The following is a 22,596-nucleotide window of genomic DNA, read 5'->3' as shown; positions in this document are numbered from 1 at the left end:
GCGTCAGTAGGCGAAGGCCGCGGGGCGCGGCTCGTCGGAATCGGTGTCGTCCGCGGCGGTTTCCGGTGGTGGGGGACCGGCCTTGGCGTAGCGGACCATCAGGACGCCGTCGACGACCGCGAGCACGCCGTAGAGCACGGTGAACACGATCAACGACGTCAGGACGCTGCCGGCGGAGACGGTGGGCGACACCGAATCGGCGGTCTTGAGCACGCCGAACACCGACCACGGCTGGCGGCCCATTTCGGTGAAGATCCAGCCGACGCTGTTGGCGAGGAACGGTAGCGCGATCCCGGCGGTGGCGGCGGGGAAGAACCAGCGGGCGCGCGGGGTGCGGCCGCGGCGGAACAGCCAGAGCCCGGCCAGCGAAATCAGCAGGCAGAGGAAGCCGAAGCCGATCATCAGCCGGAACGTCCAGTAGGCGACCGGGACGTCCGGGCGGTACTCACCCGGCCCGTACTGCTGCTGTTCGGCGGCCTGGAGATCGTTGATGCCCTCGACTTGGCCGTCGAACTTGCCGGTGGCCATGAAGGACAGGACGCCGGGGACGCGGATGCTGAACTTCTCCTGGGAGCCGTCGAGCGAGCCGATGGTGAACAGCGAGAACGACGCGGGCGCGACGGTGTCGTAGAGCGCTTCGGCGGCGGCCATCTTCATCGGCTGCTGCTCGGTCATCAGCCGCGCCTGCAGGTCACCGGTGACGATGACGCCGAGGCTCGCGATGATAACGGTGACCAGCGCGAGCTTAATCGACGGCCGGAAGACGTCGGCGTTGCGGCCTTTTCGCAGCTGCCAGGCACTGACCCCGACGACGAACATCCCCGCGGTGAGGAAGCAGGCGGTGATGGTGTGGGCGAAGGCGCCGACGGCGGTGGAGTTGGTGAGCACCGCCCCGAAGTCCTTGAGCTCCGCGCGGCCGGTGGCGGGGTTGACGGCGTAGCCGACCGGGTGCTGCATCCAGGAGTTGGCGGCGAGGATGAAGTACGCCGAGAGCACGGTGCCGATCGAGGCGAGCCAGATGGTGGCCAGGTGCAGCTTCTTCGGCAGCTTGTCCCAGCCGAAGATCCACAGCCCGAGGAACGTCGACTCGAGGAAGAAGGCCAGCAGGCCCTCGATGGCCAGCGGCGCGCCGAAGATGTCGCCGACGAAGGTGCTGTAGTCCGACCAGTTCATCCCGAACTGGAACTCCTGCACGATGCCGGTGGCCACGCCCATGGCGAAGTTGATGAGGAACAGCTTCCCCCAGAACTTCGTCATCCGGCGGTAGCGGTCGTGCCCGGTGCGCACCCACGCGGTCTGCATCCCGGCGACCAGGAACGACAGCCCGATGGTCAGCGGGACGAAGATGAAGTGGTAGACGGTGGTGATCCCGAACTGCCACCGCGCCAGGTCGAGGTTGCTCATCCGGTTTCTCCTGCTCGCGCGGACGATGTTGACCTCGGCAGCATCCAGCGTGCGGGCTCTCCGGCGAGAGGGTCCTTGGTCACTTCCCCGATGGTCCCGGGTCCCTGCCCTGGGGGGCGCTGTGGTCGTAGGCTGATTTCCGTCGAACCGGATTCAGGAGGTCGGATGCTTCGGGTGTTTCTCGTCGATGACCATGAGGTCGTGCGTCGTGGTGTCGCCGATCTGCTGGATGAGGACGAGGGCCTGACGGTGGTCGGGCAGGCGAACAGTGTGTCGCAGGCGTTGGCGCGGATTCCGGCGTTGAACCCGGACGTGGCGGTGCTGGACGTGCGGTTGCCGGACGGCAACGGCATCGAGCTGGCCCGGGAGCTGCGGTCGAAGTTGCCGGAGCTGAAGTGCCTGATGCTGACGTCGTTCACCGACGAGCAGGCGATGCTGGACGCGGTGCTGGCCGGGGCGAGCGGGTTCGTGATCAAGGACATCAAGGGCATGGACCTGGTTTCGGCGGTGCACGAGGTCGGCGCCGGGAAGTCCCTGCTGGACGCGCACGCGGCGGCGGCGCTGATGGCGAAGCTGCGCGACAGCCAGGCGAAGAAGGGCCCGCTGGCCGATCTGTCCGATCAGGAGCGGAAGCTGCTGGAGCTGATCGGCGAGGGGCTGACCAACCGGCAGATTTCCGAGCGGATGTTCCTGGCCGAGAAGACGGTCAAGAACTACGTCTCCCGGCTGCTGACCAAGCTCGGCATGGAACGCCGCACCCAGGCCGCCGTCCTGGCCACCGAACTCCGCAACCAGGTTGAGTGAATTTCAGAAAAAGTCGGTAACAGGCGGTCATGAGATCCCGACCTTGATCGTATGCCGCCGCGACCACGATTCATGCACATGGTCGATGCCTCTCGTGACGAGGCGCAACTGGCCGTGCGTCTGTACAACGACCCGCGTCGACTTCCGGTTCTGGCGTACCCAGGGACGTGCTCGGCGTCTCGAACGCATCGACGGTGAGCCGAAGCGCTGGGACCTGGCGACCGCCGTGCGGCACCGGTGGCCCGGCGACACGCAACCTCGTCGGAAGCTTCACCGACGAGGGCGAGCGCACCCTGCGGCGGCTGCGCTCGCAGCTTCCGGCGCCATTGCGCACCTTCATCGCCGAGTACGACGCCGGCCTCGACGATTCGATCGCCCGCGACCCGCGGTACGACTTCCGGCTGCGCGTCCTCCAGGAGCTCGCGCCCAAGGACCCGGACGCGCTCGCCGTCCAGTTCACCCGCTACGACGACTTGACGGAAGAGCAACGTGAGGCCGTCGAGGCGATCGGCAGGAAGGGATACGTCGTGGTCCGCGAGCGCAAACGACCTGTCGTCGGCCACGGGTTGCTGAAGCCGACGCAGGCGGCGCGGATGATCCAGGACCGTATCCCGTTCGGTTTCACCACAGCGCTTTTCACCATTGCCTGGAAGAAACTCGGTGTCCGTCCGTTGGTAGGTGACGCACATCCCGAAAAGACGGACGAAAAGTACTGCCTGTACGACGAGCGGCACAACGATTACGGCTGTACCCAGGCTTACATCGACAAGCTCGTCCGGGAATGCGCGGACGAAGCAGGCTTCCGGGCCTGACTCGTCCCGGCTGCTCAAGCGCTGAGCTGAGCCGGCTCCAGCAGAACGTCGTCCAGGGAGCGGCGCGGGGTCCACGGCACCGGCGCGCCGCGGCCGAGGCGCAGCACGATCTGCGGCCACAGCCCGCCACCCAGCAGCTGACGGAGCTCGGTCCGCACCTCGGGGACCTCCACCGGCTGGGAGATGAACGACGCGTCCAGCCCGGTGGCGGTCGCCGTCAGCAGGACCCGCTGCATGGCCTGGCCGGCGCGGATGCGGTCGGCGCGGGTGTCGTCGAAGGAGCCGATGACGACGACCAGGGGCTCGGTGTCGCCGGTCCGGTCGCGTTGCTTCGAGCCGAAGTCCCGCAGGACCCAGCCGCCGTTGTTCGAGGGCATCGCGCCGGCCGCGTACTCGGGGACGCCGTCCCGGCTGCTCCGGTCGCGTGCGGTCCAGTACCGCCACTCGGCGAGGAACGCGGGGTCGGCGGTCTGGGCGAGGTGGCTCTTGTGCACCAGCTCTCGCAACCTCTCCAGTTGCTGCGCGCTCAACCGGGGCAGCCACGCCTGTTCGACCTCGGCGGCGTGCCGCAGCTCGGCGACCACGGAGGCGGGGACGGCGGCCGTTTCGAACGGCGTGCGGTTGGTGTGGCGGCGCGGGATCGCGTCGGCCAGCCGGACAAGGCGCGGGTCGGCTTTGCGGGCCGCGTACGGCCGCACGACGGCCAGCAGCGTGGGATCGTCCCGGCGGGGGAGCAGGGTCGTCGCGGGGTGCGCGCCGAGTGCGTGGATGGCGGTGCACAGGTTGAACAACGCCGCGCCGCAGGAGAGCAGCAGCTCCCGTTGGTCGGCGTCGGCCGCCGGCAGGGCCCGGCCCGGATCGGCGTGCAGCTCGATGCCCGCGGGAGTGCAGCGGAACCGCCAGGGCTGCGTGTTGTGCGTAGACGGGGCAAGCGTCGCGGCACTGATCACGGACTTCACCTGATCGGGGTCCAGCAGGCCGATCGAGGTGATGGGCAAGGTCATGGTTTCCCCTCGGTGCCCGGACAGGCACACTGTCGTACGGGTGGCTCAGCGCAACCATCTCCCCGGGCGCGGCTCCGGGGAAAGGGCAGAAAGTCACCAGCGGCGAGGCCGTGGCCGGTGATGCGGAGGTTGGGACAGGGTGTCGGTGGACGAACTCGGGCCGGGTCCCGGTCCGCGGCGGATGGCGGGCACGCTGTCCGGCCTGCGGCTGCGCGAGGTGCTGCGCGACCTGCAGGACCGCATCGAGCTGCTGATCGGCACCCGCGACAAGATGGACGGTCTGCTCGACGCGGTGCTGGCGGTCGCGTCGGGGTTGGAGCTGGACGCGACGCTGCGGCGGATCGTCGAGGCGGCGATGGAGCTGGGTGAGGCGAAGTACGGCGCGCTCGGGGTGCTGGCCGAGGACGGGTCGCTGGCGGAGTTCGTCTACGTCGGCATCGACGACCAGACCCGACGGCTCATCGGTGACCTGCCGACCGGCCACGGCGTGCTGGGCGTGGTCATCGACGAGGCCAAGCCGCTGCGGATGGAGGAGATCTCGTCCCATCCGGCGTCGGTGGGGTTCCCGGCGCACCACCCGCCGATGCACTCCTTCCTCGGGGTGCCGGTCCGCGTCCGCGACGAGGTCTTCGGACGGCTCTACCTGACCGAGAAGAAGAACGGCGAACAGTTCACCGACGACGACGAGGTCGTCGTGCAGGCCCTGGCCGCGGCGGCCGGGATCGCGATCGAGAACGCGCACCTCTACGAGCAGGCCCGGGTGCGCCAGCAGTGGCTGGCCGCGACCAGCGAGGTGACCACCGAGCTGCTGGGCGGTACCGACCCGGCGGAGGCGCTGACCACCATTGCCAGCCGGGCGCTGGAGCTGACCGGCTCGGACGTGACGATGCTCGCGCTGCCGAACTCCGGGCGCCTCGACGTCGACGAGGACTGGGGTGACGAGGTCGACGACCTGACCGTGACCGTCAGCGCCGGCACCCGGGCCGCCGAGCTGTCGGGCCTGCACATCGAGCTCGAGGGCAGCGTGCCGGGCGCGGTGTTCCGGGACCGCACACCCCGCAGCGTCGCTGAACTCCACCTGGGCGAACACCGCTTCGGGCCTGCCCTGATCGTGCCGCTGCGCGCGGGGGACCGGACGACCGGGGTGCTCATCGCGATCCGGGAATCCGGGGCCGGGTCGTTCGAGGCGGCCCAGCTGTCGGTGGTGGCGTCCTTCGCCGACCAGGCTGCGCTGGCGTTGCAGTTGGCGGCGCAGCAGCGGGCGGCGCGGGAGCTGGATGTGCTGGGCGATCGCGACCGGATCGCGCGTGACCTGCACGACCACGTCATCCAGCGGCTGTTCGCGGTGGGGTTGTCGATGCAGAGTACCCAGCGGCGGACGAAGTCTCCGGAGCTGCAGAAGCGGCTCGGGGACAGTATCGAGCAGATGCATGAGATCGTGCAGGAGATCCGCACGGCGATCTTCGACCTGCACGGTGGCGCGGCGGGCGAGACGGGCGTGCGGCTGCGGCATCGGCTGCATGACGCGATCGCTGAGCTGACCGACGACGCGCCGTTGCAGCCGACGGTCAGCATGTCGGGTCCGATCGACACGGTGCCGACGCAGCTGGCCGAGCACGTCGAGGCGGTGGTGCGCGAGGCGGTGAGCAACGCGGTGCGGCACGCGCACGCCTCGACGGTGACGGTGTCGATCGCGGTGAAGGACGAGACGATCCGAGTGGTCGTGGTCGACGACGGCAAGGGCCTGCCCGAGGGCATCTCGCCGAGTGGGCTCGGCAATCTCGGTGACCGTGCGGCGGCCATGGGCGGGCGGTTCGCCATCGACTCCGTCCCGGCGGGCGGCCTGAAGCTGGAGTGGTCGGCCCCGGTCGGCTGATCGGCCGGCCCTGGTTCGCCGGATTCGAACGTCTGTTCTATCCGACCGCGAGAGCGCGGCGGAGCCGAGTGGCCCGGCCATGGGTCCGCCCGGTGGGTTTCGGTGACGAAGGTCCTCTGTGTTCGGGTAGTCCGGCCGCGTCGCGGCAACCGGTGCCCGAGGTCTCCTTGTGGTGCGACGCCCGTCGTCGCGGAGAGGAGAAACACGATGACTGCCTTGGTGCCGGGTTCGCGCCTGGCGTTGCCGAGCATCGCGGCGTGGCTGGAGAACCCGTGGCCGTTCGCCGAGCACAACCCGGTCCGGATCGAGGAGTCCACTGAGGACGGACGGTACCTCGTGCGGGCCGAACTGCCCGGCTTCGACCCGGAGAAGCACATCTCCGTGACCACGCACAACGGGCTGCTGACCATCTCCGCCGAGCGTGAGGCGAAGGAAGTCGCCGAAGGCGGCCGCAGTGAGTTCTACTACGGCACCTTCAGCCGCACGGTCAGCCTGCCGGCCGGGGCCGACCCGGCGAAGGTCAAGGCGACGTACGCCGACGGCATCCTCGAGATCTCGATGCCGGTTTCGGAGCACCCGCGCGACAAGCACGTCAAGATCCAGGTCACCAAGAACTAGGTGACCCCCTGCGGTGGGCGTGGCCCGTGGTCGGCCGCGCCCACCCTCATGCGGCGAGGAGAAACGATGAGCGTCGAGGCGGGCTCCCGGGCCCTGCTCGCGGACGGCGACGTGGTGCTCGTGCGCCCGCTGCACCCGGCCGACACCGCCGAGGTGCTCGCCCTGCACACCCGGCTCACCCAGCAGGACACCTACTTCCGGTTCTTCGGGGCCCGGCCGTCCGGGCTGGGCAAGTTGGTAACGGAGATGGCCGCCGATCCCGACGCTGGGCATTGCGCCGTGGGCTGCTATCGGCGCGGTGAGCTCGTCGGTGTCGCGAACTACGAAGTCCTCAAGGACACCACGGACGCCGAAGTCGCCCTGGTGGTGGACGCGTCCGTGCGCAAGCTGGGCGTGGCGACACTGCTGATGGAACACCTGGTCTCCCACGCCCGGAAGGTGGGCCTCAAGCGCTTCCTCGCCGAGGTGCTCGCCGAGAACGCCAAAGTGCTCCACGTCTTCGCCGACCTCGGCCTGCGGTTCGAGGCCAGCATCGGCGGCCCCGAACGCGACGTCGTGATGAACCTCGACGAGGACCCCGCCTACCTGGACGCCGTGCTGAAGCGTGACTCGGTCGCCGACGCGGCGAGCCTGGCCCACGTGCTCGAGCCGTCCTCGATCGCCGTGATCGGCGCCGGACGGCGACCGGGCTCGGTGGGCCACGCCGTCCTGGCCAACCTGGTCGCTTCCGGCTTCGCAGGCCCGGTCGAGGCGGTGAACCCGCACGCCGAAGAGATCCTCGGCGTGCCGAGCGTCCCGTCCGTGGCGGCGTTGAGCCGCACCCCCGAACTCGCCGTGGTGTGCCTGCCCGCGCCGGCTGCCGCCGAGGCGGTCGAAGCATGCGGAAAGCGCGGCGTCCGGGCCGTCGTCGTCATCTCTTCTGGGCTGACCGGCACCGAAGCCGGTGACCGGGTCCGCGCGGCGGTGCGCGACCACGGCATGCGGCTGGTCGGTCCGAACTGCCTCGGCATCCTCTCGACCGACCCGGCTCGCCCGCTGAACCTGACCTTCCTCGCCGGGCAGGTCAAGCCGGGCAACATCGGCGTCGTCACCCAGTCCGGCGGAGTCGGCATCGCGCTCGCGGAGTCGCTGAACGACCTGGGGCTGGGCATGTCGGCGCTGGTCTCCACCGGGGACAAGTACGACGTCAGCGGCAACGACCTGCTGATGTGGTGGACCGCCGACCGGCGCACCGAACTGGCGGTGCTCTACCTCGAGTCGTTCGGCAACCCTCGCAAGTTCGGCCGGCTGGCTCGTGGGCTGGCCCGGACGCGTCCGGTGCTCGCCGTCCGCTCCGGCAGCGGCGACACCGCCCAGCGCGCGGCCGCGTCGCACACCGCTGCAGCGGCGACTCCCGCCGTCACCCGGGACGCGCTGTTCGAGCAGACCGGGGTCATCGCCGTCGACACCGTCGCCGAGCTGGTGGACGTGATCGCCGGGCTTTCCTGGCAGCTGCTGCCGGGCGGGCCGCGCGTGGCGGTGGTCAGCAACGCCGGCGGCGCCGGGGTGCTGGCCGCCGACGCCTGCGAGCGCGAAGGCCTGGTCATGGCGGAGCTGGCGAACGAGACCAAAGATCGGCTCGCCAAGCTGCTGCCGTCCGAGGCGGCCGTGCGGAACCCGATCGACACGACCGCGGCCGTCCCGCCGGAGGTGTTCGCCGAGGCACTGCGTGCGGTGCTTGCCGACGACGGTGTCGATGCGGTGATCGCCGCGACCGTACCCACCGCCGTCGGCGATCCCGGCACGTCGCTGGCGGCCGTGGTGCCGCCCGAGTACAAGACCGTTTTCGCGGTCCGGCCGGGGCAGCGGGCCCGGGTTGCCCCGCTGGTCCCCGGCACGGGCGTGACGGCCTGCTACGACGATCCGGCCGCGGCGGCCGCGGTGCTGGCCAGGCTGGTCCGGTACGAGCAGTGGCTGAACCGGCCGGAGCGCGGCGAGTCCGTGGCCCCGCTGGACGATCCCGATGCGCTGCGGGCGTTCGCCGCCGGGCGCGAAGGCTGGCTTTCGCCCGCGGACGCTGTCGAACTGCTGCGGCTGGCAGAGATCCCGATGGTGGAGACGCACTACGTCGAGGCCGACGACTCGATCGCCGCCGCGGCCGCCGATCTCGGCTCGCCGGTCGTGCTGAAGGCCGACGCCGAGGGCCTGCTGCACAAGACAGCCGGCGGGGGCGTCCTGCTGAACGTGCACGGCGCCGATCGGATTCTGGAGGCGTTCCGCACCCTGCGGTCCCGCTTCGGCTCGGCCCTGCGTGGGATCACCGTGCAGCCGATGGCCGAACCAGGCCGGGAACTGCTGGTCGGCGTGCGCTCGGACCCGGTGTTCGGGCCGCTGGTCGTGTTCGGCCTCGGTGGCGTCGACACCGATCTGATCGCCGACCACGCCGCCCGGCTCGCACCCCTCACCGGCGCCGACGCCGACCTGCTGCTCGACGGTCTGCGCGCGTCGAAAGCGCTCTGGGCCGGGCAGCTCGACCGGGCCGCGGTACGCGAGCTGCTGCTGAAGGTCAGCCGGCTCGCGGAGCTGGTTCCCGAGCTGGCCGAGCTGGACCTCAACCCCGTGCGCGTGCGCTGTGACGACCGGGGCTCCGCCCCGGGCCGGGGGCGCCGCCACCCGGAACCCCCGCAAGGCGGTGAGGACGGCTGCGTGGCACTCGACGTCCGCGCCCGGTTCGAGCCGGATGCGTCCGCCGACCCGTTCCTGCGCCGCCTGCGCGACTGAAACCGGAGGAAACCGTGCGTGTCCTGACCCTGAACCCAGGTTCGTCGAGCATGAAGGTGTCGCTGGTCGCCGACGGCACGGCGGTCGGCTGGGCCGCGTGGGACCTGGCCGTTCCCGGCGTGGTCGCCCAGGCGGTCCGCCGCTGGTCCGATGTGGACGCCGTCGCTGTCCGCTTCGTCCACGGCGGCGCGCAGAAAGCACCGGCACGGGTTGACGACGCCCTGCTCGCGAACCTCGAACGGCTCACGCCGCTGGCGCCGAACCACCAGCCGCTGTCGCTGTCGGTGACCCGCGAGGTCCGGCGGTTGCTGCCGGACGTCCCGGTCATCGCCTGTTTCGACACGGCTTTCCACGCCCGGATGCCCGAAGCCGCCGCCCGCTACCCGCTGCCACGCTCGTGGACTGCGCAGAATCGCCTGCGCCGCTATGGTTTCCACGGTCTGTCATGTCGATACGCGCTGCGCCGCACCGGTGAACTGCTGGGCCAGGCGCCGAAAGACCTGCAGCTGGTCTGTGCCCACGTCGGGGCCGGGGTGTCGGTGACCGCGATCCGCGACGGCCACGGCGTCGACACCAGCATGGGCTTCACCCCGCTCGAAGGCGCCATGATGGCCACGCGGTCCGGCTCGATCGACCCGGGCCTGCTGCTGCACGTGATGCAGACCGCGCCGATGAGCGCGACCGAGATGGCCGACGCGCTGTTCCACCGTTCGGGCCTGGCCGGGATGACCGGCACCAACGGCGACCTGCGTCTGGTGCTGGCCGCCGCGGCTCGCGGCGAACAAGACGCCGAAGTCGCACTGGACGTCTACCGGCACCGGCTGTGCCGGGAGATCGGTGCGGCCGTCATGAGCCTGTCGCGGCTGGACGCGGTGGTCTTCACCGGCGGCGTCGCCGAGCACCAGCCCGGGCTGATCACCTCGGTCATCGAGCGGCTGGGGGTACTCGGCCTGCGAGCCGCGGAGACCCCGCACACCGAAACCGACCGGGTCGTCACCGCACCGGAGTCGCCGGTGCCCGCCCTGATCGTCCTGCCCCGGGAAGACCTGGAGCTGGCCCGCGGCGCCGAAGAGGTGCTCGCCCGAGTGTCCGTGAGGTGAAGCCATGCACGTCCTGCTGACCGAATCGTCCTTCGGCGACTCCGACTTCCTGCTGCAGCCCCTGCGTGACGCGGGCTGCCTGGTCAGCCGGTGCCACAGCCGTGCAGGGCTCTGCCGCGCCCTGGCGGTCGGGGGCCGCTGCCCGCTCGACGAGCCGTTCGCGCAACCCGACCTCGTTGTCGACGTCCGCGGGCAGGGCGCTGAATTGACCGCACGCGAGTACGGCGTCGTCTGCGCGGGCCGCGACCACGTGCCCGTCGCGCTGGTGTCCCCGGACCCGGACGTGCGGGCCGAGGTACCGGCGGGCCTGGAGAACCGCGTCACCGTGATCGACGTCGACGGCCTGCTGGCCACCTGCCGGGCCGCGTCGGGACACCTCGGCGCCGGCGGATGATCTCGCCCGCATTCCGGTGGGACCGTTCGTCGCGAACCGTCCTCGGCGACGCCCTGGTGCGGCTCGGCCCGAACCGGTGCGTCGCGGAGGTCCGGCCGGAGGAGATCGCGCTGACCGAGCCGCCCAGCCGCCGCGGACGAGCCGGAAGGGCCGCACTGCTCGAATGCGGCGCGGTGCTCTCGACGGTGTGGACCGTCGTGCGGGTGCTGGGTCGCGAGCCGGTGGTGGCCTTCCCGCATGACCCGGCCCGCCCCGACGTCGCGGCGGTCGTCCGGGTCGGCGGCCCGCGTGGTCCCTCCAGCGCCGAATGGGCGCGGTACGCGGCGCTGGGCAAGCTGGGCGAGCCCGGCCAGGGCAAGCCGTTGCGGCCGGTCAGCCTGGCCGTGCTGGATGCGCTGGCCGGTGAAGACTTCTGGCCGGAGACCGACGTCCGGATCGTCCGCCCGGCCTGGACGTCGACACTCAAGCAGCTCGGGGCGGATCTCACCGGTCAATCGTCCCTGTTGATCACCACCCCGGGCGACAGCCGCCGCCACCACGTCCTGGCCGGTGCCGCGCTGCACGCGACCCGGCTGGCCGCGGCGGTCCGCAGCTTCGCTTCCCAGGAGGTTCCGCTGCCGGTCCAGGCGCCCGCGGAACGGGCCCGGTACGCCGAAGAATCGCTGCTGCCCGGCATCCCGCAAGGACTGCTGCTGGTCGGCCTCGCCACGCCCAAGCAAAGGAACTCAGGATGACCACGCACCTCAGGACCAAACCGGCCGTCGCGGAGGCCCCGCCGGTCGATGCCCGCGAGCCTGTCGCGCGGCTGTTGCGGGACCTGCGCACGGGTCCGTCCGGGTTGACGGCGCGGGAAGCCGCTCGCCGGCTCCAGGTGAGCGGTCCCAACGCGCTGCCGTCGCACGGCGGGCCGAAGTGGCCGCTGGCGTTGCTGCGGCAGTTCGTCCACCCACTCGCGCTGCTGCTGTGGGTGGCGGGAGGGCTGGCGTGGGTCGCGGGCACCACGAACCTCGCGGTCGCCATCGCCGGTGTGATCCTGCTCAACGGCTTGCTGGCGTTCTTCCAGGAACAGCAGGCGGAAAAGGCCGTCGAGGCGCTCGGCAAGTACCTCCCCGACCGGGCGCCGGTGTTGCGGGACGGCCAGGTGTGGCACGTGCCGGCGACGGAGCTGGTCCCCGGCGACGTGCTCGTGCTCGAAGAGGGCGACCGGGTCCCCGCCGATGCGCGCCTCGTCGACGGCACGGTCGACGTCGACGCGTCGATGCTGACCGGGGAGTCGGTCGCGGTGACGCGGATGGCCGACGCGCACGACGACGCTTCGCGTGCGCTCGACTCGCCGGTACTCGTGTTCAGCGGCACGGTGTGCGTCGCCGGGTCCGCGCACGCGGTCGTCCACGCCACCGGGCGGCACACCGAGATCGGCCGGATCGCGTCGCTCTCGACGCGGGTCGGCCGGGAGGAAAGCCCCCTCGAACGGCAGGTGCGGCGGGTCGCGTGGCTGATCGCGGGGGTCGCCGTCGTCGTCGGGGTCGGGTTCCTGCCGCTGGGCTGGCTGGCCGGGCTGTCGTGGTCGGCGGCGTTCGTGTTCGCGATCGGTCTGCTCGTGGCGAACGTCCCGGAGGGCCTGCTGCCGACGATCACCCTCGCGCTGGCCGCCGGGGTGCGGTCGATGGCGAAGGCGGGCGCGCTGGTCAAGCGGCTGTCCGCGGTCGAGACACTCGGGTCCACGACGGTGATCTGCACCGACAAGACCGGCACGCTGACCCGCAACGCGATGCACGTCGAAGAGGCGCGGTCCGCCACCGGCGACCTGCTTGCCGACCCCGGCCCGGTGGCGGCGGCGCTGGCCCGGTGCAGCACGGCCGACCTGAAATCCGAGAGCGGTGATCCCACCGAACTGGCCCTGCTGCGGTACGCGGCCGAGCAAGGCGTCGAACTGTCCACCCGGGACGCCGACCGGAGGGCACTGTACGCGTTCGACCCGCGGCTCAAGCGCATGTCCACGGTGGATTCAGTCGCGGACGTGCTGCAGATTTCGACCAAGGGCGCGCCGGAGCAGGTGCTGCCGCACTGCTCGGGGCTGCCCGGCGGAATCCCGCTGACCGAAGAGCTGCGGGCGCGGATCACCGAGCAGGTCGACGCCATGGCCGGCCGGGCGCTGCGGGTGCTGGCCGTCGCACGCCGCGAGGTGTCTTCGGTGCCGGGAAGCCGAGAGGAGGCCGAGACGGACCTGTGCCTGCTCGGGCTCATCGGCCTGGTCGATCCACCACGTTCCGAGGTCGCCGCCGCGGTGGCGGACTGCCACTCGGCCGGGATCACCGTGCACGTGGTGACCGGCGACAACGGCCTGACCGCCGCCGAGATCGCCCGCCGCGTCGGCATCGGCGCCGACCGCGTGATCAGTGGCGAGGAGCTGGCCGAGCTCCCCGAGCCGGCTCTCGACGAAGCGCTGACTGAGGGCGGCGAGATCGTGTTCTCGCGGGCCGCGCCGGAGGACAAGCTGCGCATCGCCGACGCGTTGCGCTCCTGCGGCGAGGTCGTGGCCATGACCGGCGACGGCGTCAACGACGCGCCGGCGTTGCGGCGGGCCGACATCGGCGTCGCGATGGGCGTCGGCGGCACGGACGTCGCGAAGGAAGCGGCGACGGTGGTGCTGACCGACGACAACTTCGCCACGATCGTCGCCGGAGTCCGGGAGGGGCGGCGGGTCTTCGACAACGTCCGGAAGTTCGTGCTCTACATTTTCGCGCACGCCGTCCCGGAAGTGCTGCCGTTCCTGTTGTTCGCGGTGTCGGGTGGGATGATCCCGCTGCCGCTGACGGTACTGCAGATCCTCGCCATCGACCTCGGCACGGAGACCCTGCCCGCGCTGGCACTGGGCCGTGAACCCGCCGAGCCGGGACTGATGTCCCGGCGTCCGCGCCGCCGTTCGGAGGGCGTGGTCACCGGCCGGATGCTGCTGCGCGCGTGGGGGATCATGGGCCTGCTGTCGGGAGTTTTGGTGCTGGGCGCGTTCTTCGCGGTGCTGTACGCGGCGGGCTGGCATCCGGGCGCGGACGTCTCGGAGGGTGCCGCATTGCACGCGGCTTACTTGCAGGCGACGACGGCGAGCTTCGCGGCGATCGTCTTCTGCCAGATCGGCACGGCGTTCGCATCCCGCACCGAGCGGGTGTCGCTGCGGGCCGTGGGACTCACGACGAACCGGCTGCTGCTGGGTGGGATCGTGTTCGAACTGGCCTTCGCGGCGGCGTTGATCTACCTGCCGCCGCTGCAGACGTTGTTCGGGACGGCGGCGCTGCCCGCGTGGGTGATCGCGATGATGCTGCCGATGCCGGTTCTCGTGTGGGGTGCGGACGAACTGTTCCGCTCGGTGACTCGCCGCCGCTGAACGCGTGGCCGTCAACGCCGCGAAGGCTCTTACCGCCATCCATGGCTGGTGAGGAGGCCTCCACGGACCTCCGAAGTGGGCCTCAGGCCGGAGCCAGCCGATGGGCAGCCTCCGGCGTGATGACCACGACCGGGCACCGCGAGTACCGCACGCACTCCCGTCCGACGCTGCCGAGCACCAGGTCCGACATCGCGCCGCCGCGGTGGGTGCCGAGGACCAGCAGGTCCGCGTCCGCCGACGCGGTGACCAGTTCGGTCGCCGGGTCGCCGTGCACCGTGCGGGTTTCCACCTGTGCCGCGGCGTCGACGGCCAGCTTGGCGACGTGCTCGTCCAACGAGTAGCCGGCCTCCGGCACGCGGCCGTGGGGCTGGATCGCGAACGACGTCCCGGGCAGCAGCGTGTCGCGCGGCCGGACGAGGATCGCGCGGACCGTGTCGCCGGCGTGCGCGCCGATCTTCAGCGCCCACTGCAGGGCGGCGTCGCCGCGAGGTGTGCCGTCGGTGCCGACGATGATCACGCGGCCAATGGGTGAATCCATGATCTGCCTTCTTTCCTCCGGTGTTGTCTCGATCGTGCGGCGCGGCAGGCGTGCGCCGGTAGGGGACGAATTCCGCCGGACCGAGGGACTTTGTGCTCCGGTGCCGCTCCCGCGGCCGCGGCGACCATGAGAACGGCGGAGCATCCGGCTCCGCGACGGGAGTGATCGCGATGACCGCCGCCGCACCGGCCGCACTGACCACCGAGCAGGTCGGCTTCCTCGCTCGAGCCGTGAGCCGCGCGCCGTCGGTGCACAACAGCCAGCCCTGGCAGCTGCGCATCCGCGGCACCGAGGTGGACCTCAACAGGCGATGGAGGACGCCTTCCTCGCGGCCGAGTTCTCGATGGCAGCCGTCATCACTTCGGCGTACGCGATCACCGTCTTGGTCCGCTTCCGGAGCGAGGAGCGGGCGCTGCGGGTGGAGCCGCTGCTGGCCACCGCGCTCGATCGCCGGCGGCTGATGGCGGGGTACCTGCTGCTCGCCGCGGGCGCGCCGGTCGTGCTGTTGACGTCCTTGGGCGGCACGGCCGGGCTGGCGTACGGGGTCCGCCTCGGCACGCCCGGCACCGAGGTCGCCCGGTTGGCCCGAGCTGGGCTGGCCCAGCTGCCCGCGGTCTGGGTGCTCGCCGGGCTCGCGGCGGCGCTGTTCGGCTTCGCGTCGCGGGCAGTGGCGGTCGCCTGGGTCGCCCTGACGACGTTCCTGCTGCTCGGCGAGTTCGGCACATTGCTGAAGCTGGATCGATGGGTGCTCGACCTGCCGCCGTTCACCCACTCGCCGAAGCTTCCGGGCGCGTCCGTCCAGGCGGCCCCGCTGCTCTGGCTCACCGCGCTGGGTGTGGTGCTGGTCGTGGCGGCCGTGGCCGGGTTCCGGCGGCGTGACGTCGCCGGCTGAGGTGAGGAGAAGAACGATGTCCGATGGCCGGCAGGGATCTCGTCCCGCGGTGCTCGGCGCTGCCCGCCGGACCGCGTCGTGCCCCGACCCGGTGCTGACCTTCCTCGGCGGGGCAGGCTGCGCCCGGTACCTGCTCGAGACACCGGACTTGAAGCTCCTGATCGGGTGCGGCCTGTTCGCCGGACCGGACGCCTTGTGGCGCCGCAACTTCTCACCCGGCCCGGACGAGCTGCACGCGCTCGACGCGGTCATCCTGCCGAGCGCCGGCCTCGGGCACACGGGGTTCCTGCCGCAGCTGGTCGCCGAAGGCCGGCACGGACCGGTGTTCGCAACGCCCGGGACCGCCGCGCTGCTCCCGCTCGTATTGTCCGACGCCGCGAAGCAGTTCGAGGAAGATGCGACCCGGTGGTGCTCGTCCGGCCCGGCCGTCCCGCCGTTCCGGGCCGAGGACGTCGCCCCGGCCGTAGCCCTCGTGCGACCGGTCGAGTTCGGCACGCTCCGCCGGCTCGCCGGGGCCGAGCTGGAGTTCGGCCGCGCGGGCGGCCGGTCCGGGGCGGCTTGGGTACGGATCCGCGCGGGAGGCCGTTCGGTCGTCTTCGCCGGACCGGTGGGCGCGGCCGGTCATCCGCTGCTGCGCCCACCGGACCCGCGGCCGCGTTCCGACGTCCTGGTGCTCGCCGCGCCACAGCCGCCCGCCGACGGCCACCTGCCGGGCCGGTTCGCCGCGGCGGTGCACCGCGCGGTCCGGCGAGGCGGCACCGTCGTCGTCCCCACGGCCACGGTCGGAGCCGAACTGCTGCTGACGATGGTGCGGGACCTCACGGACGCTCGGCAAATCCCGTCGATGCCGGTCCTGCTCGACAGCCCGGCGGGCCTGGCCGGAGTCGAAGTCCATCGGCGGGCACTGGCCGAACGCCGGCCCGAGCCGCGCCGCGACGGCGGGGTTGGCGTTCCCGACCGGCTGTTCGGGCAGGTTCCGGAACGGCCGTCGATCATCGTGGCCGGACTGGAGACGGCGGACTCCGGCCGGGTGCTGGGGCACCTCGCCAGGCTGCTGCCGGACCCGCGCAACGGAGTCCTGCTGCTGGGCCATCCCGAGCCCGGGACCCGCGCCGCGCAACTCGCGGACGGGGTCCGCCAGCTCAAGATCCACGGGCACTACGTGCCGGTCCGAGCCGAGGTGACCGCACTGGGAGCCACCGGCGAATTCGCTGGTCCGTCGGAGGCGCTGGCCTGGGCGACCGCGACGCCGGCGCCGGACACGGCCTTCGTCGTCGAGGGTGAGCCAGAGCCGGCGCACGCGTTCGCCCGGGCGTTGCACGCCGAAGCGGCGTGGTGCGCGGTGGTCCCCGAGGACGGGGAGCGGGTGCTGTGCTGACTTGTTGATCGAGGGTGAACTGCTGGAGATGATGCGCTCGCGCATCGCACGGATCGGCTGAAACCCGTCTCAGCCCGAATGCGCGGGGAGGTCTTTGGTCCCTTCGGCTCGTGACGGGTTGCCGTCGCGGGCGAACGCCGCCGCCGGTGATGCTGGGTGTGTTCGTCCCCCAGGAACCGGAGCCCGACGATGAACCGACCACTGCCCGGCGTGTTCGACCAGGCCCTCGCCTCGGCCGTGCGCGCGCCGTCGCCGCACAACACCCAGCCCTGGCGGTTCGTCGTCGAGCACGACGTGATCGAGGTGTGGCTGGACCGCGAGCGCCTGCTCACCGTGGCCGACCCGCGCGGGCGGGAGGCGCGGCTGGCGTGCGGGGCCGCCGCGTTCAACCTGGTCATCTGCCTGCGTGCCAACGGGTTCGCGGTGAAGGTGCGGATGCTGCCCGATCCGGGCGAGCCCGACCTGGTGGCGGTGATCCGGCTCGACGGCAACCAGAGGGCCGCCGCTGTCGAGCGCAAACTGGCCGAAGCGGTCTTCCGCCGGCACACCAACCGCCGTCCGCTCCTGGACAAGGAGGTGCCGTCCGCGGCGCGGGCCGCGCTCAAGTCGGCCGCGCTGCAGGAGGGCGCTCAGATCGAGTACCTCGACGCTTCCGGCCGCTACACCCCGGTGGCGTCGCTGGTCCGGCAGGCCGAGACGCTGCAGGCGGAGGACGCGGCGTTCCGGGCGGAGGCTGCGCACTGGACCCACCGTGAGGCCGACAGCCCCGACGGCGTCCCGAAGCTCGCGTCCGGCCCGCCCCCGCACGGTCACGGCGTCGTCTCGCTGCGGGCGTCGCACGAGAACGTGGATTTGCCCGCCCGTGAGTACGAGCAGGAGCCCCTGCTCGGCGCGGTCCTGACCCGTGACAAAGGGCCGCACGCGGAGGTGCGGGCCGGGATGGCGATGCAGCGGGTGCTGCTGACCGCGACCGCGGAAGGCCTGGCGACGTCGTTCCTGTCGCAGCCGTTCGAAACCCCGCACACGCGGGAGTCGCTCGACCGCCTCTTCGCCGGCCTCGGGCAACCGCACACCTTGCTGCGCATCGGCTACGGCTACCCGACGCGGCTCACTGGCCGCCGGCCGGTCGAGGACGTGCTGACCCACCGCGCCGGGCACGACGTGCCGGCGGAATGAGACTCAGGCATGGCCGGCGGTCGCGCGCAGCACGTCCTGGAAGGTCACCATCCCGACCACGTGCCCGCCCTCGACGACCGGCGCCGAGCGAACGCCGGCGTCGGTCATCATCCGCGCCAGCTCGCGCACCTCGATGTCACCCGCCACGGCGAGACCGGACCGGCGCATCACCGAACTTGCCGTGCGCGGCCCGCCGTCGAGCATCACGCCGGTGTCCGGGTCGCCGGGCGGAACCGGGACCCGCAGGATGTCGGTTTCGGACACCAGGCCGAGCAGCTTCCCGTCCGTGTCGACCACCGGCATCGAGGTGAACCCGTGGCGAGTCATCACCTCGGCGGCCTCTTCGAGGGAGGCGGACGGCGTCAGGGCGAACGTCGGCGTGGTCATGATCTCGCGTGCGCGCATGGTTCGTGCTCCGTTCGGGCCGGGTCTCCCGACCATCCCCGGCGATCCCCCGCCGGCAAAGGGTCCTAAGTCCTCAGGGCACCGTCGGAGGACCTCCCCAGCGGCGCAGGCGAGTCCCGGCGCACCGGGGACCAAGGCCTCTTCGAACGGTCCGGGAAATCGATGATCCTGGTGCTACCCGAGATTTCCGACCGGAGGAGCCAGGGAGCATGAGCACGTCGTCGAACCCGATCGCGCGGATGTGGCGCACCATCCTGCCCCGCCGCGGCTCGGTCGCGCGGGCTTCGGACCGGTTCCAGGCCGGCCTGGGAGTCCTCGTGGTGCTGCTGGCGCTCACCGCGCTGCCGGTCGCCGCCAGCTTCGGCTCGGAAACGTACGTCCGGCAACAGGAGCAGTCCGCGCACGAGCTGGGGGAGCGCACTCAGGTCACCGCGACCCTGCTCGCCGACGGACCGCCCGTGGCGGTCAACTCGCGCGCCGGCGTCGTCGGAAACGGCGAACCCACCGACGCGACCTGGCTGCTCGCCGACGGAACCAGGCGTGTCGGCCACGTGGTCGCCGCGCGGGGCACGCTCAAGGGCGAGACGGTGACGATCTGGGTGGACCGGACCGGCAACCCGGTGGATCCGCCGCTGAGCAGCGCCGGGGTGGCCATCGAAGCCGTCGGCGTCGGGCTCGGCCTGTGGCTCGGCGTGGTGGCGCTGCTGGCCGCCTGCTACCGGCTCACGGTGTTCTCCCTCGACCGTTTCCGCCTCGCCCGATGGCAGCAGGAGTGGTTCCAGCTGCAGGACCGCAAGACCCGTACCTGACAACGAAGAGAAGGTGAAACTCCCATGACCACGGCAAACCAGGGCGACATCGTCGTCGGCGTGGACCATTCGGCGGTCAGCATGGCCGCGCTGCGCTGGGCGGTCGCGGAAGCGGCGGTGAGCGGCCGGCCGGTCGTCGCACTGCGCGCGTGGACGTTCGAGCCGGTCTACGACCTCGGCGCGGCGGTCGCCGGCACCCCGCAGACGGTCGCCGACCGGGAGCGGCAGCAGCTCGACGAGATCGTCGGCGAGGTCCGCGCCGAGCACCCGGGCGTGGCCGTCCGGACCGAGCTGGTCGAGCACTCGGCCACGGTGGCGCTGGAGGAGGCGTCGAAGGCCGCGGCGATGCTCGTGCTCGGCAGCCACGGCCGCGGCCGGCTGCTGAAGTTGCTCGTCGGCTCGGTCGCCGAGCACTGCCTGCGCGAGGCGAACTGCCCGGTCGTCGTCATCCCCGCGCGGACGGTCCCCGAGCCGGAGAAGGAAGCCGAGCCCGTGGCGGAGCCGGCAGCCACGTACTACCCCGGACCGTTGCTGTGAAGGAGAGCAAAATGCCCAGCCGCCGCAAGGTCGGGTCGGTCATGACGACCGAGGTCGCCACCGTCGGACCCGGCACCCCGTTCAAGGCCGTCGCCGTCCTCCTGGCTTCGTGGAACATCAGCGGAGCGCCGGTGGTGGACGAGGACGGCCGGGTCCTCGGCGTCGTCTCGCAGGGCGATCTGCTGGAGCACGAGGCTCCGCACGGCCTGTTGGAGCCCGGTTCGCGCCAAGCGAAACGGAAGGCCGGCGCCGCGTTCGTCGCCGACCTGATGACCAAGCCCGCGGTGACCGTCCGGTCGGACGACGACGTCACGGTGGCGGCGAAACTGCTGGAGGAGAACCACTTCCACCGCCTGCCCGTGGTGGACGACGCCGGCAAGCTCGTCGGTGTCGTCTCCCGCTCGGACCTGCTGCGGGTGTTCCTGCGCACCGATCGCGAGATCCGTGACGAGGTCCGTGACGAGGTGCTCCTGCACGAGATGGCTCTGGACCCGTCGTCCTTGTACGTCGCGGTGCACAACGGCATCGTGACGCTCAACGGCACGGTCGAGCGGACGAGCATGGTCCCGGTGATCACGGCGCTGGTGCGCAGGGTCGACGGGGTCGTCGAGGTGCGGCAGAGCCTGAAGACCCGCTTCGACGACCGGGGTGTGTCCCCGGTTCCGCCGGGCGAGGTCGGAATCTTGAGCTCGCACAGACCGCACAACTGAAGAGCGGCGAAGGGGCCACCGTCCATACCGGACGGTGGCCCTCGTGTTTCCGGTGAAGTGATGACGACCGCCGCAGCCGAGCTACCGCGGACGCTTGCGAACGGTGCCGAATACGAGCCCCACATCGATGATCGTGGTGAGGAAGGCACCCAGTGCCAGCCAGGTCACTTCGACTCCCCTCGTGGCCAGGCCGGCCGGTTGCGCTGTGTCCGGCCGCGGCGCCAGTGCGGCCAGACCGTCGTACACGAGTGCCTTCATTTCTTCTCCTTGTCCGGACAGCGGGAACGGGCGCCCGCCGGCCGGCGGGCGCCCATGGATGACATTCGATTCACCGCAGCCACGTGCGGTCGCCGACGAGGGCGGCCCAGCGACGGCCGAGTCCCCACGTGTTCCCGGCCGCGGCGGCCGCCAGCACGATGAGGACCAGTGCGTAGATGATGTGGTAGTCGATGACGGGGTTGGTGGAGTGCGTCGCCTCGCCGGTGCTGGTGCTGAGGGCGAACGGCCATTCGGCGGCCCACATCAGGAGCATCATGAGCCCGCCGGCGATCGCGCTCAGCCGCAGGCCGATGCCCGCGATCACGGCGATGCCGACGGCGGCCAGGCCGAGCATGAACAGCCAGTTCGCCCACCAGGTGCCGGCCCAGACGTGGAACATCGACTCGAACGGTCCGACGTGGACGCCGCTGAGGAAGCCCTTGGTCGGCGAGCCGCCGTTGATCCAGGCGCCCTTGGCCGGAGTTGCGTAGCCGAAGCCGAACATCTTGTCCAGGAACGCCCACAGGAACACGAATCCCGTGGCGAACCGGAGAACAGCCAGGGACTTCCCGGCGATCGCCGGTTCGGCGACGAAGTCGGGAACCGTCGCCGGCCCGGTGGCCCGCTGGGCCGGGACGCGGTTCGAGGTGGTCTTCTTCTCATCCGGTCGGATGGACATGGGGAAACCTCCGTTCTTTCGGTGTTGCCATCAGCTTCTGCCGTCGCGGCGGCGCGGTCTGGAGTCGAAGGTCCCCGGCCGGGAGGCCCTTGGGCGCTCGTTCACGGGCACCGCGCGGAATGGACCAAAGTCCCGCGGAACAAGGGCGGAAGCCCCGCGCCGGAGGCGGCTTCGGCCGGTTGACTTTCCGTGTGAGCGGTGACGCGAAAGGGGAAGCGGGATGACCGGATCGGCTTCAGCACTGGTGGTCGGCGTCGACGGGTCGGTGGGCGCGCTCACGGCGGTTCGCTGGGCGGCGCGCGTCGCGCGGGAACGGAACCTCGGTCTGCGCCTGGTCCATGCCCTGCCCGAGCTGCCACCACCCTACCCGCGGGGCGACCCGACGTTCGAGCAGATCCAGCAGGCGGTCGGCGCGCGGGGCGAGCGCATGCTCGCCGAAGCCCGTGCCGCCGCGTCCGGCACCGGTGCCGAAACCGTGGTTCGCTCGGAACGGCCCGCCGAGGCGTTGCTCTCCGAAGCGGAAGGCGCGGCGATGATCGTGCTCGGGACGCCGGGCCTGCGCCCGCTCGGCCGGGTCCTGCTCGGGTCGGTCTCGGTGGCGCTGGCCGCGCACGCGCCGTGCCCGGTCGCGCTGATCCGGGCACATGCCGGGGAAGACGAGCCGCCGGCCGAAGGGCCCGTCATCGTGGGCGTCGACGGCACCCCGGCGAGCGAGGAGGCCATCGCGGTCGCGTTCGAGGAGGCGTCCTGGCGAGGTGCGCGGCTCGTCGCAGTCCACTGCTGGCACGAAGCGTTCCTGACTGCCGTCTTCGAAGAAGGCCGGTGGACGATGGACAGCACGGCGGTGGAGGAGCACGAACACGAACTGCTCGCCCAGCGGCTGGCCGGCTGGCAGGAGAAGTACCCGGACGTGGTCGTCGACCGCGTCGTGCGGGCCGGACGCCCGGCCGAGCAGCTGCTCGACCTCGCCGACCGGGCGCAACTGCTCGTGGTCGGCAGCCGCGGCCGGGGCGGGTTCAGAGGCCTGGCCCTGGGCTCGACGAGCAGTCGCTGATGT

The 22,596-nt window shown here is 71.5% G+C and carries 22 protein-coding genes; 16 read left to right on the top strand and 6 right to left on the bottom strand.

Translation table 11 applies throughout. The features are described from left to right. Positions 1 to 3: 3 nt before the first annotated feature. Entirely contained in the window at positions 4 to 1,404 is a 1,401-nt protein-coding gene (locus ACWED2_RS12310) for a cytochrome ubiquinol oxidase subunit I (RefSeq protein WP_449690516.1), read from the bottom strand. A 165-nt stretch (positions 1,405 to 1,569) separates the two neighbouring features. On the opposite strand from ACWED2_RS12310, the gene ACWED2_RS12305 reads away from it, so the two are divergent. Further along, on the top strand, positions 1,570 to 2,208 hold the full coding sequence (locus ACWED2_RS12305; RefSeq protein ID WP_449690515.1) for a response regulator transcription factor: 639 nt from the start codon (positions 1,570 to 1,572) through the stop codon (positions 2,206 to 2,208). A 167-nt stretch (positions 2,209 to 2,375) separates the two neighbouring features. Beyond that, on the top strand, positions 2,376 to 3,020 hold the full coding sequence (locus tag ACWED2_RS12300; protein WP_449690514.1) for a hypothetical protein: 645 nt from the start codon (positions 2,376 to 2,378) through the stop codon (positions 3,018 to 3,020). A gap of 14 nt (positions 3,021 to 3,034) precedes the next feature. Here ACWED2_RS12300 and ACWED2_RS12295 read toward each other — a convergent pair whose 3' ends face one another. Continuing rightward, entirely contained in the window at positions 3,035 to 4,024 is a 990-nt protein-coding gene (locus tag ACWED2_RS12295; protein WP_449690513.1) for an Acg family FMN-binding oxidoreductase, read from the bottom strand. 181 nt (positions 4,025 to 4,205) lie between these two features. Here ACWED2_RS12295 and ACWED2_RS12290 point away from each other — a divergent pair, with 181 nt between their 5' ends. The 7 genes from ACWED2_RS12290 to ACWED2_RS12260 all read left to right on the top strand — a co-directional run bounded on the left by ACWED2_RS12290 (position 4,206) and on the right by ACWED2_RS12260 (position 14,157). Beyond that, the gene (locus ACWED2_RS12290; protein WP_449690619.1) at positions 4,206 to 5,900 is read left to right on the top strand and encodes a GAF domain-containing protein; all 1,695 of its coding nucleotides are present in this window, start codon (positions 4,206 to 4,208) and stop codon (positions 5,898 to 5,900) included. 207 nt (positions 5,901 to 6,107) lie between these two features. Continuing rightward, positions 6,108 to 6,518, top strand: coding sequence for an Hsp20/alpha crystallin family protein (locus ACWED2_RS12285; protein WP_449690512.1), 411 nt, complete (start codon positions 6,108 to 6,110; stop codon positions 6,516 to 6,518). 66 nt (positions 6,519 to 6,584) lie between these two features. Beyond that, on the top strand, positions 6,585 to 9,278 hold the full coding sequence (locus ACWED2_RS12280) for a GNAT family N-acetyltransferase (RefSeq protein ID WP_449690511.1): 2,694 nt from the start codon (positions 6,585 to 6,587) through the stop codon (positions 9,276 to 9,278). A 14-nt stretch (positions 9,279 to 9,292) separates the two neighbouring features. After that, the gene (locus tag ACWED2_RS12275) at positions 9,293 to 10,378 is read left to right on the top strand and encodes an acetate/propionate family kinase (protein WP_449690510.1); all 1,086 of its coding nucleotides are present in this window, start codon (positions 9,293 to 9,295) and stop codon (positions 10,376 to 10,378) included. Positions 10,379 to 10,382: 4 nt separating this feature from the next. Then, positions 10,383 to 10,772 carry a hypothetical protein gene (locus tag ACWED2_RS12270; protein ID WP_449690509.1) on the top strand — a complete coding sequence of 130 codons (390 nt, stop codon included), beginning with the start codon at positions 10,383 to 10,385 and terminating at the stop codon, positions 10,770 to 10,772. Continuing rightward, positions 10,769 to 11,506, top strand: a complete 738-nt coding sequence (locus ACWED2_RS12265) for a hypothetical protein (RefSeq protein WP_449690508.1) — start codon at positions 10,769 to 10,771, stop codon at positions 11,504 to 11,506. The genes ACWED2_RS12270 and ACWED2_RS12265 overlap by 4 nt, the downstream gene beginning before the upstream one ends. Beyond that, positions 11,503 to 14,157, top strand: a complete 2,655-nt coding sequence (locus ACWED2_RS12260) for a cation-translocating P-type ATPase (RefSeq protein ID WP_449690507.1) — start codon at positions 11,503 to 11,505, stop codon at positions 14,155 to 14,157. Before ACWED2_RS12265 ends, ACWED2_RS12260 begins: the two co-directional genes overlap by 4 nt. An 82-nt stretch (positions 14,158 to 14,239) precedes the next feature. Here the strand turns inward: ACWED2_RS12260 and ACWED2_RS12255 are convergent, their stop codons facing one another. After that, positions 14,240 to 14,695, bottom strand: coding sequence for a universal stress protein (locus ACWED2_RS12255; RefSeq protein WP_449690506.1), 456 nt, complete (start codon positions 14,693 to 14,695; stop codon positions 14,240 to 14,242). A gap of 310 nt (positions 14,696 to 15,005) precedes the next feature. Between ACWED2_RS12255 and ACWED2_RS12250 the strand changes: the two genes are divergently transcribed. The 3 genes from ACWED2_RS12250 (at position 15,006) to ACWED2_RS12240 (ending at position 18,141) form a co-directional block, all read left to right on the top strand. After that, positions 15,006 to 15,587, top strand: coding sequence for a hypothetical protein (locus ACWED2_RS12250; RefSeq protein ID WP_449690505.1), 582 nt, complete (start codon positions 15,006 to 15,008; stop codon positions 15,585 to 15,587). 16 nt (positions 15,588 to 15,603) lie between these two features. Next, a complete protein-coding gene (locus ACWED2_RS12245) occupies positions 15,604 to 16,965 on the top strand; it encodes an MBL fold metallo-hydrolase (protein ID WP_449690504.1) in 1,362 nt (453 codons plus the stop codon). A gap of 189 nt (positions 16,966 to 17,154) precedes the next feature. Next, positions 17,155 to 18,141 carry an Acg family FMN-binding oxidoreductase gene (locus tag ACWED2_RS12240; protein WP_449690503.1) on the top strand — a complete coding sequence of 329 codons (987 nt, stop codon included), beginning with the start codon at positions 17,155 to 17,157 and terminating at the stop codon, positions 18,139 to 18,141. A gap of 3 nt (positions 18,142 to 18,144) precedes the next feature. Here the strand turns inward: ACWED2_RS12240 and ACWED2_RS12235 are convergent, their stop codons facing one another. Next, the gene (locus ACWED2_RS12235; protein WP_449690502.1) at positions 18,145 to 18,546 is read right to left on the bottom strand and encodes a CBS domain-containing protein; all 402 of its coding nucleotides are present in this window, start codon (positions 18,544 to 18,546) and stop codon (positions 18,145 to 18,147) included. A gap of 209 nt (positions 18,547 to 18,755) precedes the next feature. On the opposite strand from ACWED2_RS12235, the gene ACWED2_RS12230 reads away from it, so the two are divergent. From ACWED2_RS12230 to ACWED2_RS12220, 3 genes are read left to right on the top strand one after another with little or no spacing between them, the layout of a single operon-like run. Then, positions 18,756 to 19,355, top strand: coding sequence for an Rv1733c family protein (locus ACWED2_RS12230; RefSeq protein ID WP_449690501.1), 600 nt, complete (start codon positions 18,756 to 18,758; stop codon positions 19,353 to 19,355). Between the two features lie 24 nt (positions 19,356 to 19,379). After that, the gene (locus ACWED2_RS12225; protein WP_449690500.1) at positions 19,380 to 19,892 is read left to right on the top strand and encodes a universal stress protein; all 513 of its coding nucleotides are present in this window, start codon (positions 19,380 to 19,382) and stop codon (positions 19,890 to 19,892) included. A gap of 11 nt (positions 19,893 to 19,903) precedes the next feature. Next, positions 19,904 to 20,602, top strand: coding sequence for a CBS domain-containing protein (locus ACWED2_RS12220; protein ID WP_449690499.1), 699 nt, complete (start codon positions 19,904 to 19,906; stop codon positions 20,600 to 20,602). Positions 20,603 to 20,683: 81 nt separating this feature from the next. Here ACWED2_RS12220 and ACWED2_RS12215 read toward each other — a convergent pair whose 3' ends face one another. Together ACWED2_RS12215 and ACWED2_RS12210 are read right to left on the bottom strand one after the other, a co-directional pair. Then, positions 20,684 to 20,860 carry a hypothetical protein gene (locus tag ACWED2_RS12215; protein WP_449690498.1) on the bottom strand — a complete coding sequence of 59 codons (177 nt, stop codon included), beginning with the start codon at positions 20,858 to 20,860 and terminating at the stop codon, positions 20,684 to 20,686. Positions 20,861 to 20,930: 70 nt separating this feature from the next. Further along, complete coding sequence (locus tag ACWED2_RS12210) at positions 20,931 to 21,539, bottom strand: hypothetical protein (RefSeq protein ID WP_449690497.1); 609 nt, start codon at positions 21,537 to 21,539, stop codon at positions 20,931 to 20,933. Between the two features lie 220 nt (positions 21,540 to 21,759). Here ACWED2_RS12210 and ACWED2_RS12205 point away from each other — a divergent pair, with 220 nt between their 5' ends. Next, positions 21,760 to 22,593 carry a universal stress protein gene (locus ACWED2_RS12205; protein ID WP_449690496.1) on the top strand — a complete coding sequence of 278 codons (834 nt, stop codon included), beginning with the start codon at positions 21,760 to 21,762 and terminating at the stop codon, positions 22,591 to 22,593. Positions 22,594 to 22,596: the final 3 nt, after the last annotated feature.

The sequence above is a fragment of the Amycolatopsis sp. NPDC005003 genome, from assembly GCF_053600695.1.
This window is presented reverse-complemented; position numbering and strand designations above follow the sequence as displayed.

Coding starts and splice junctions, on each gene's coding strand:
- ACWED2_RS12230 (WP_449690501.1), top strand. CDS start 18,756: ATGAGCACGTCGTCGAACCCGATCGCGCGGATGTGGCGCACCATCCTG.
- ACWED2_RS12265 (WP_449690508.1), top strand. CDS start 10,769: ATGATCTCGCCCGCATTCCGGTGGGACCGTTCGTCGCGAACCGTCCTC.
- ACWED2_RS12290 (WP_449690619.1), top strand. CDS start 4,206: ATGGCGGGCACGCTGTCCGGCCTGCGGCTGCGCGAGGTGCTGCGCGAC.
- ACWED2_RS12310 (WP_449690516.1), bottom strand. CDS start 1,404: ATGAGCAACCTCGACCTGGCGCGGTGGCAGTTCGGGATCACCACCGTC.
- ACWED2_RS12220 (WP_449690499.1), top strand. CDS start 19,904: ATGCCCAGCCGCCGCAAGGTCGGGTCGGTCATGACGACCGAGGTCGCC.
- ACWED2_RS12260 (WP_449690507.1), top strand. CDS start 11,503: ATGACCACGCACCTCAGGACCAAACCGGCCGTCGCGGAGGCCCCGCCG.
- ACWED2_RS12215 (WP_449690498.1), bottom strand. CDS start 20,860: ATGAAGGCACTCGTGTACGACGGTCTGGCCGCACTGGCGCCGCGGCCG.
- ACWED2_RS12240 (WP_449690503.1), top strand. CDS start 17,155: ATGAACCGACCACTGCCCGGCGTGTTCGACCAGGCCCTCGCCTCGGCC.
- ACWED2_RS12295 (WP_449690513.1), bottom strand. CDS start 4,024: ATGACCTTGCCCATCACCTCGATCGGCCTGCTGGACCCCGATCAGGTG.
- ACWED2_RS12245 (WP_449690504.1), top strand. CDS start 15,604: ATGTCCGATGGCCGGCAGGGATCTCGTCCCGCGGTGCTCGGCGCTGCC.
- ACWED2_RS12270 (WP_449690509.1), top strand. CDS start 10,383: ATGCACGTCCTGCTGACCGAATCGTCCTTCGGCGACTCCGACTTCCTG.
- ACWED2_RS12280 (WP_449690511.1), top strand. CDS start 6,585: ATGAGCGTCGAGGCGGGCTCCCGGGCCCTGCTCGCGGACGGCGACGTG.
- ACWED2_RS12255 (WP_449690506.1), bottom strand. CDS start 14,695: ATGGATTCACCCATTGGCCGCGTGATCATCGTCGGCACCGACGGCACA.
- ACWED2_RS12305 (WP_449690515.1), top strand. CDS start 1,570: ATGCTTCGGGTGTTTCTCGTCGATGACCATGAGGTCGTGCGTCGTGGT.
- ACWED2_RS12235 (WP_449690502.1), bottom strand. CDS start 18,546: ATGCGCGCACGCGAGATCATGACCACGCCGACGTTCGCCCTGACGCCG.
- ACWED2_RS12285 (WP_449690512.1), top strand. CDS start 6,108: ATGACTGCCTTGGTGCCGGGTTCGCGCCTGGCGTTGCCGAGCATCGCG.
- ACWED2_RS12210 (WP_449690497.1), bottom strand. CDS start 21,539: ATGTCCATCCGACCGGATGAGAAGAAGACCACCTCGAACCGCGTCCCG.
- ACWED2_RS12250 (WP_449690505.1), top strand. CDS start 15,006: ATGGAGGACGCCTTCCTCGCGGCCGAGTTCTCGATGGCAGCCGTCATC.
- ACWED2_RS12205 (WP_449690496.1), top strand. CDS start 21,760: ATGACCGGATCGGCTTCAGCACTGGTGGTCGGCGTCGACGGGTCGGTG.
- ACWED2_RS12225 (WP_449690500.1), top strand. CDS start 19,380: ATGACCACGGCAAACCAGGGCGACATCGTCGTCGGCGTGGACCATTCG.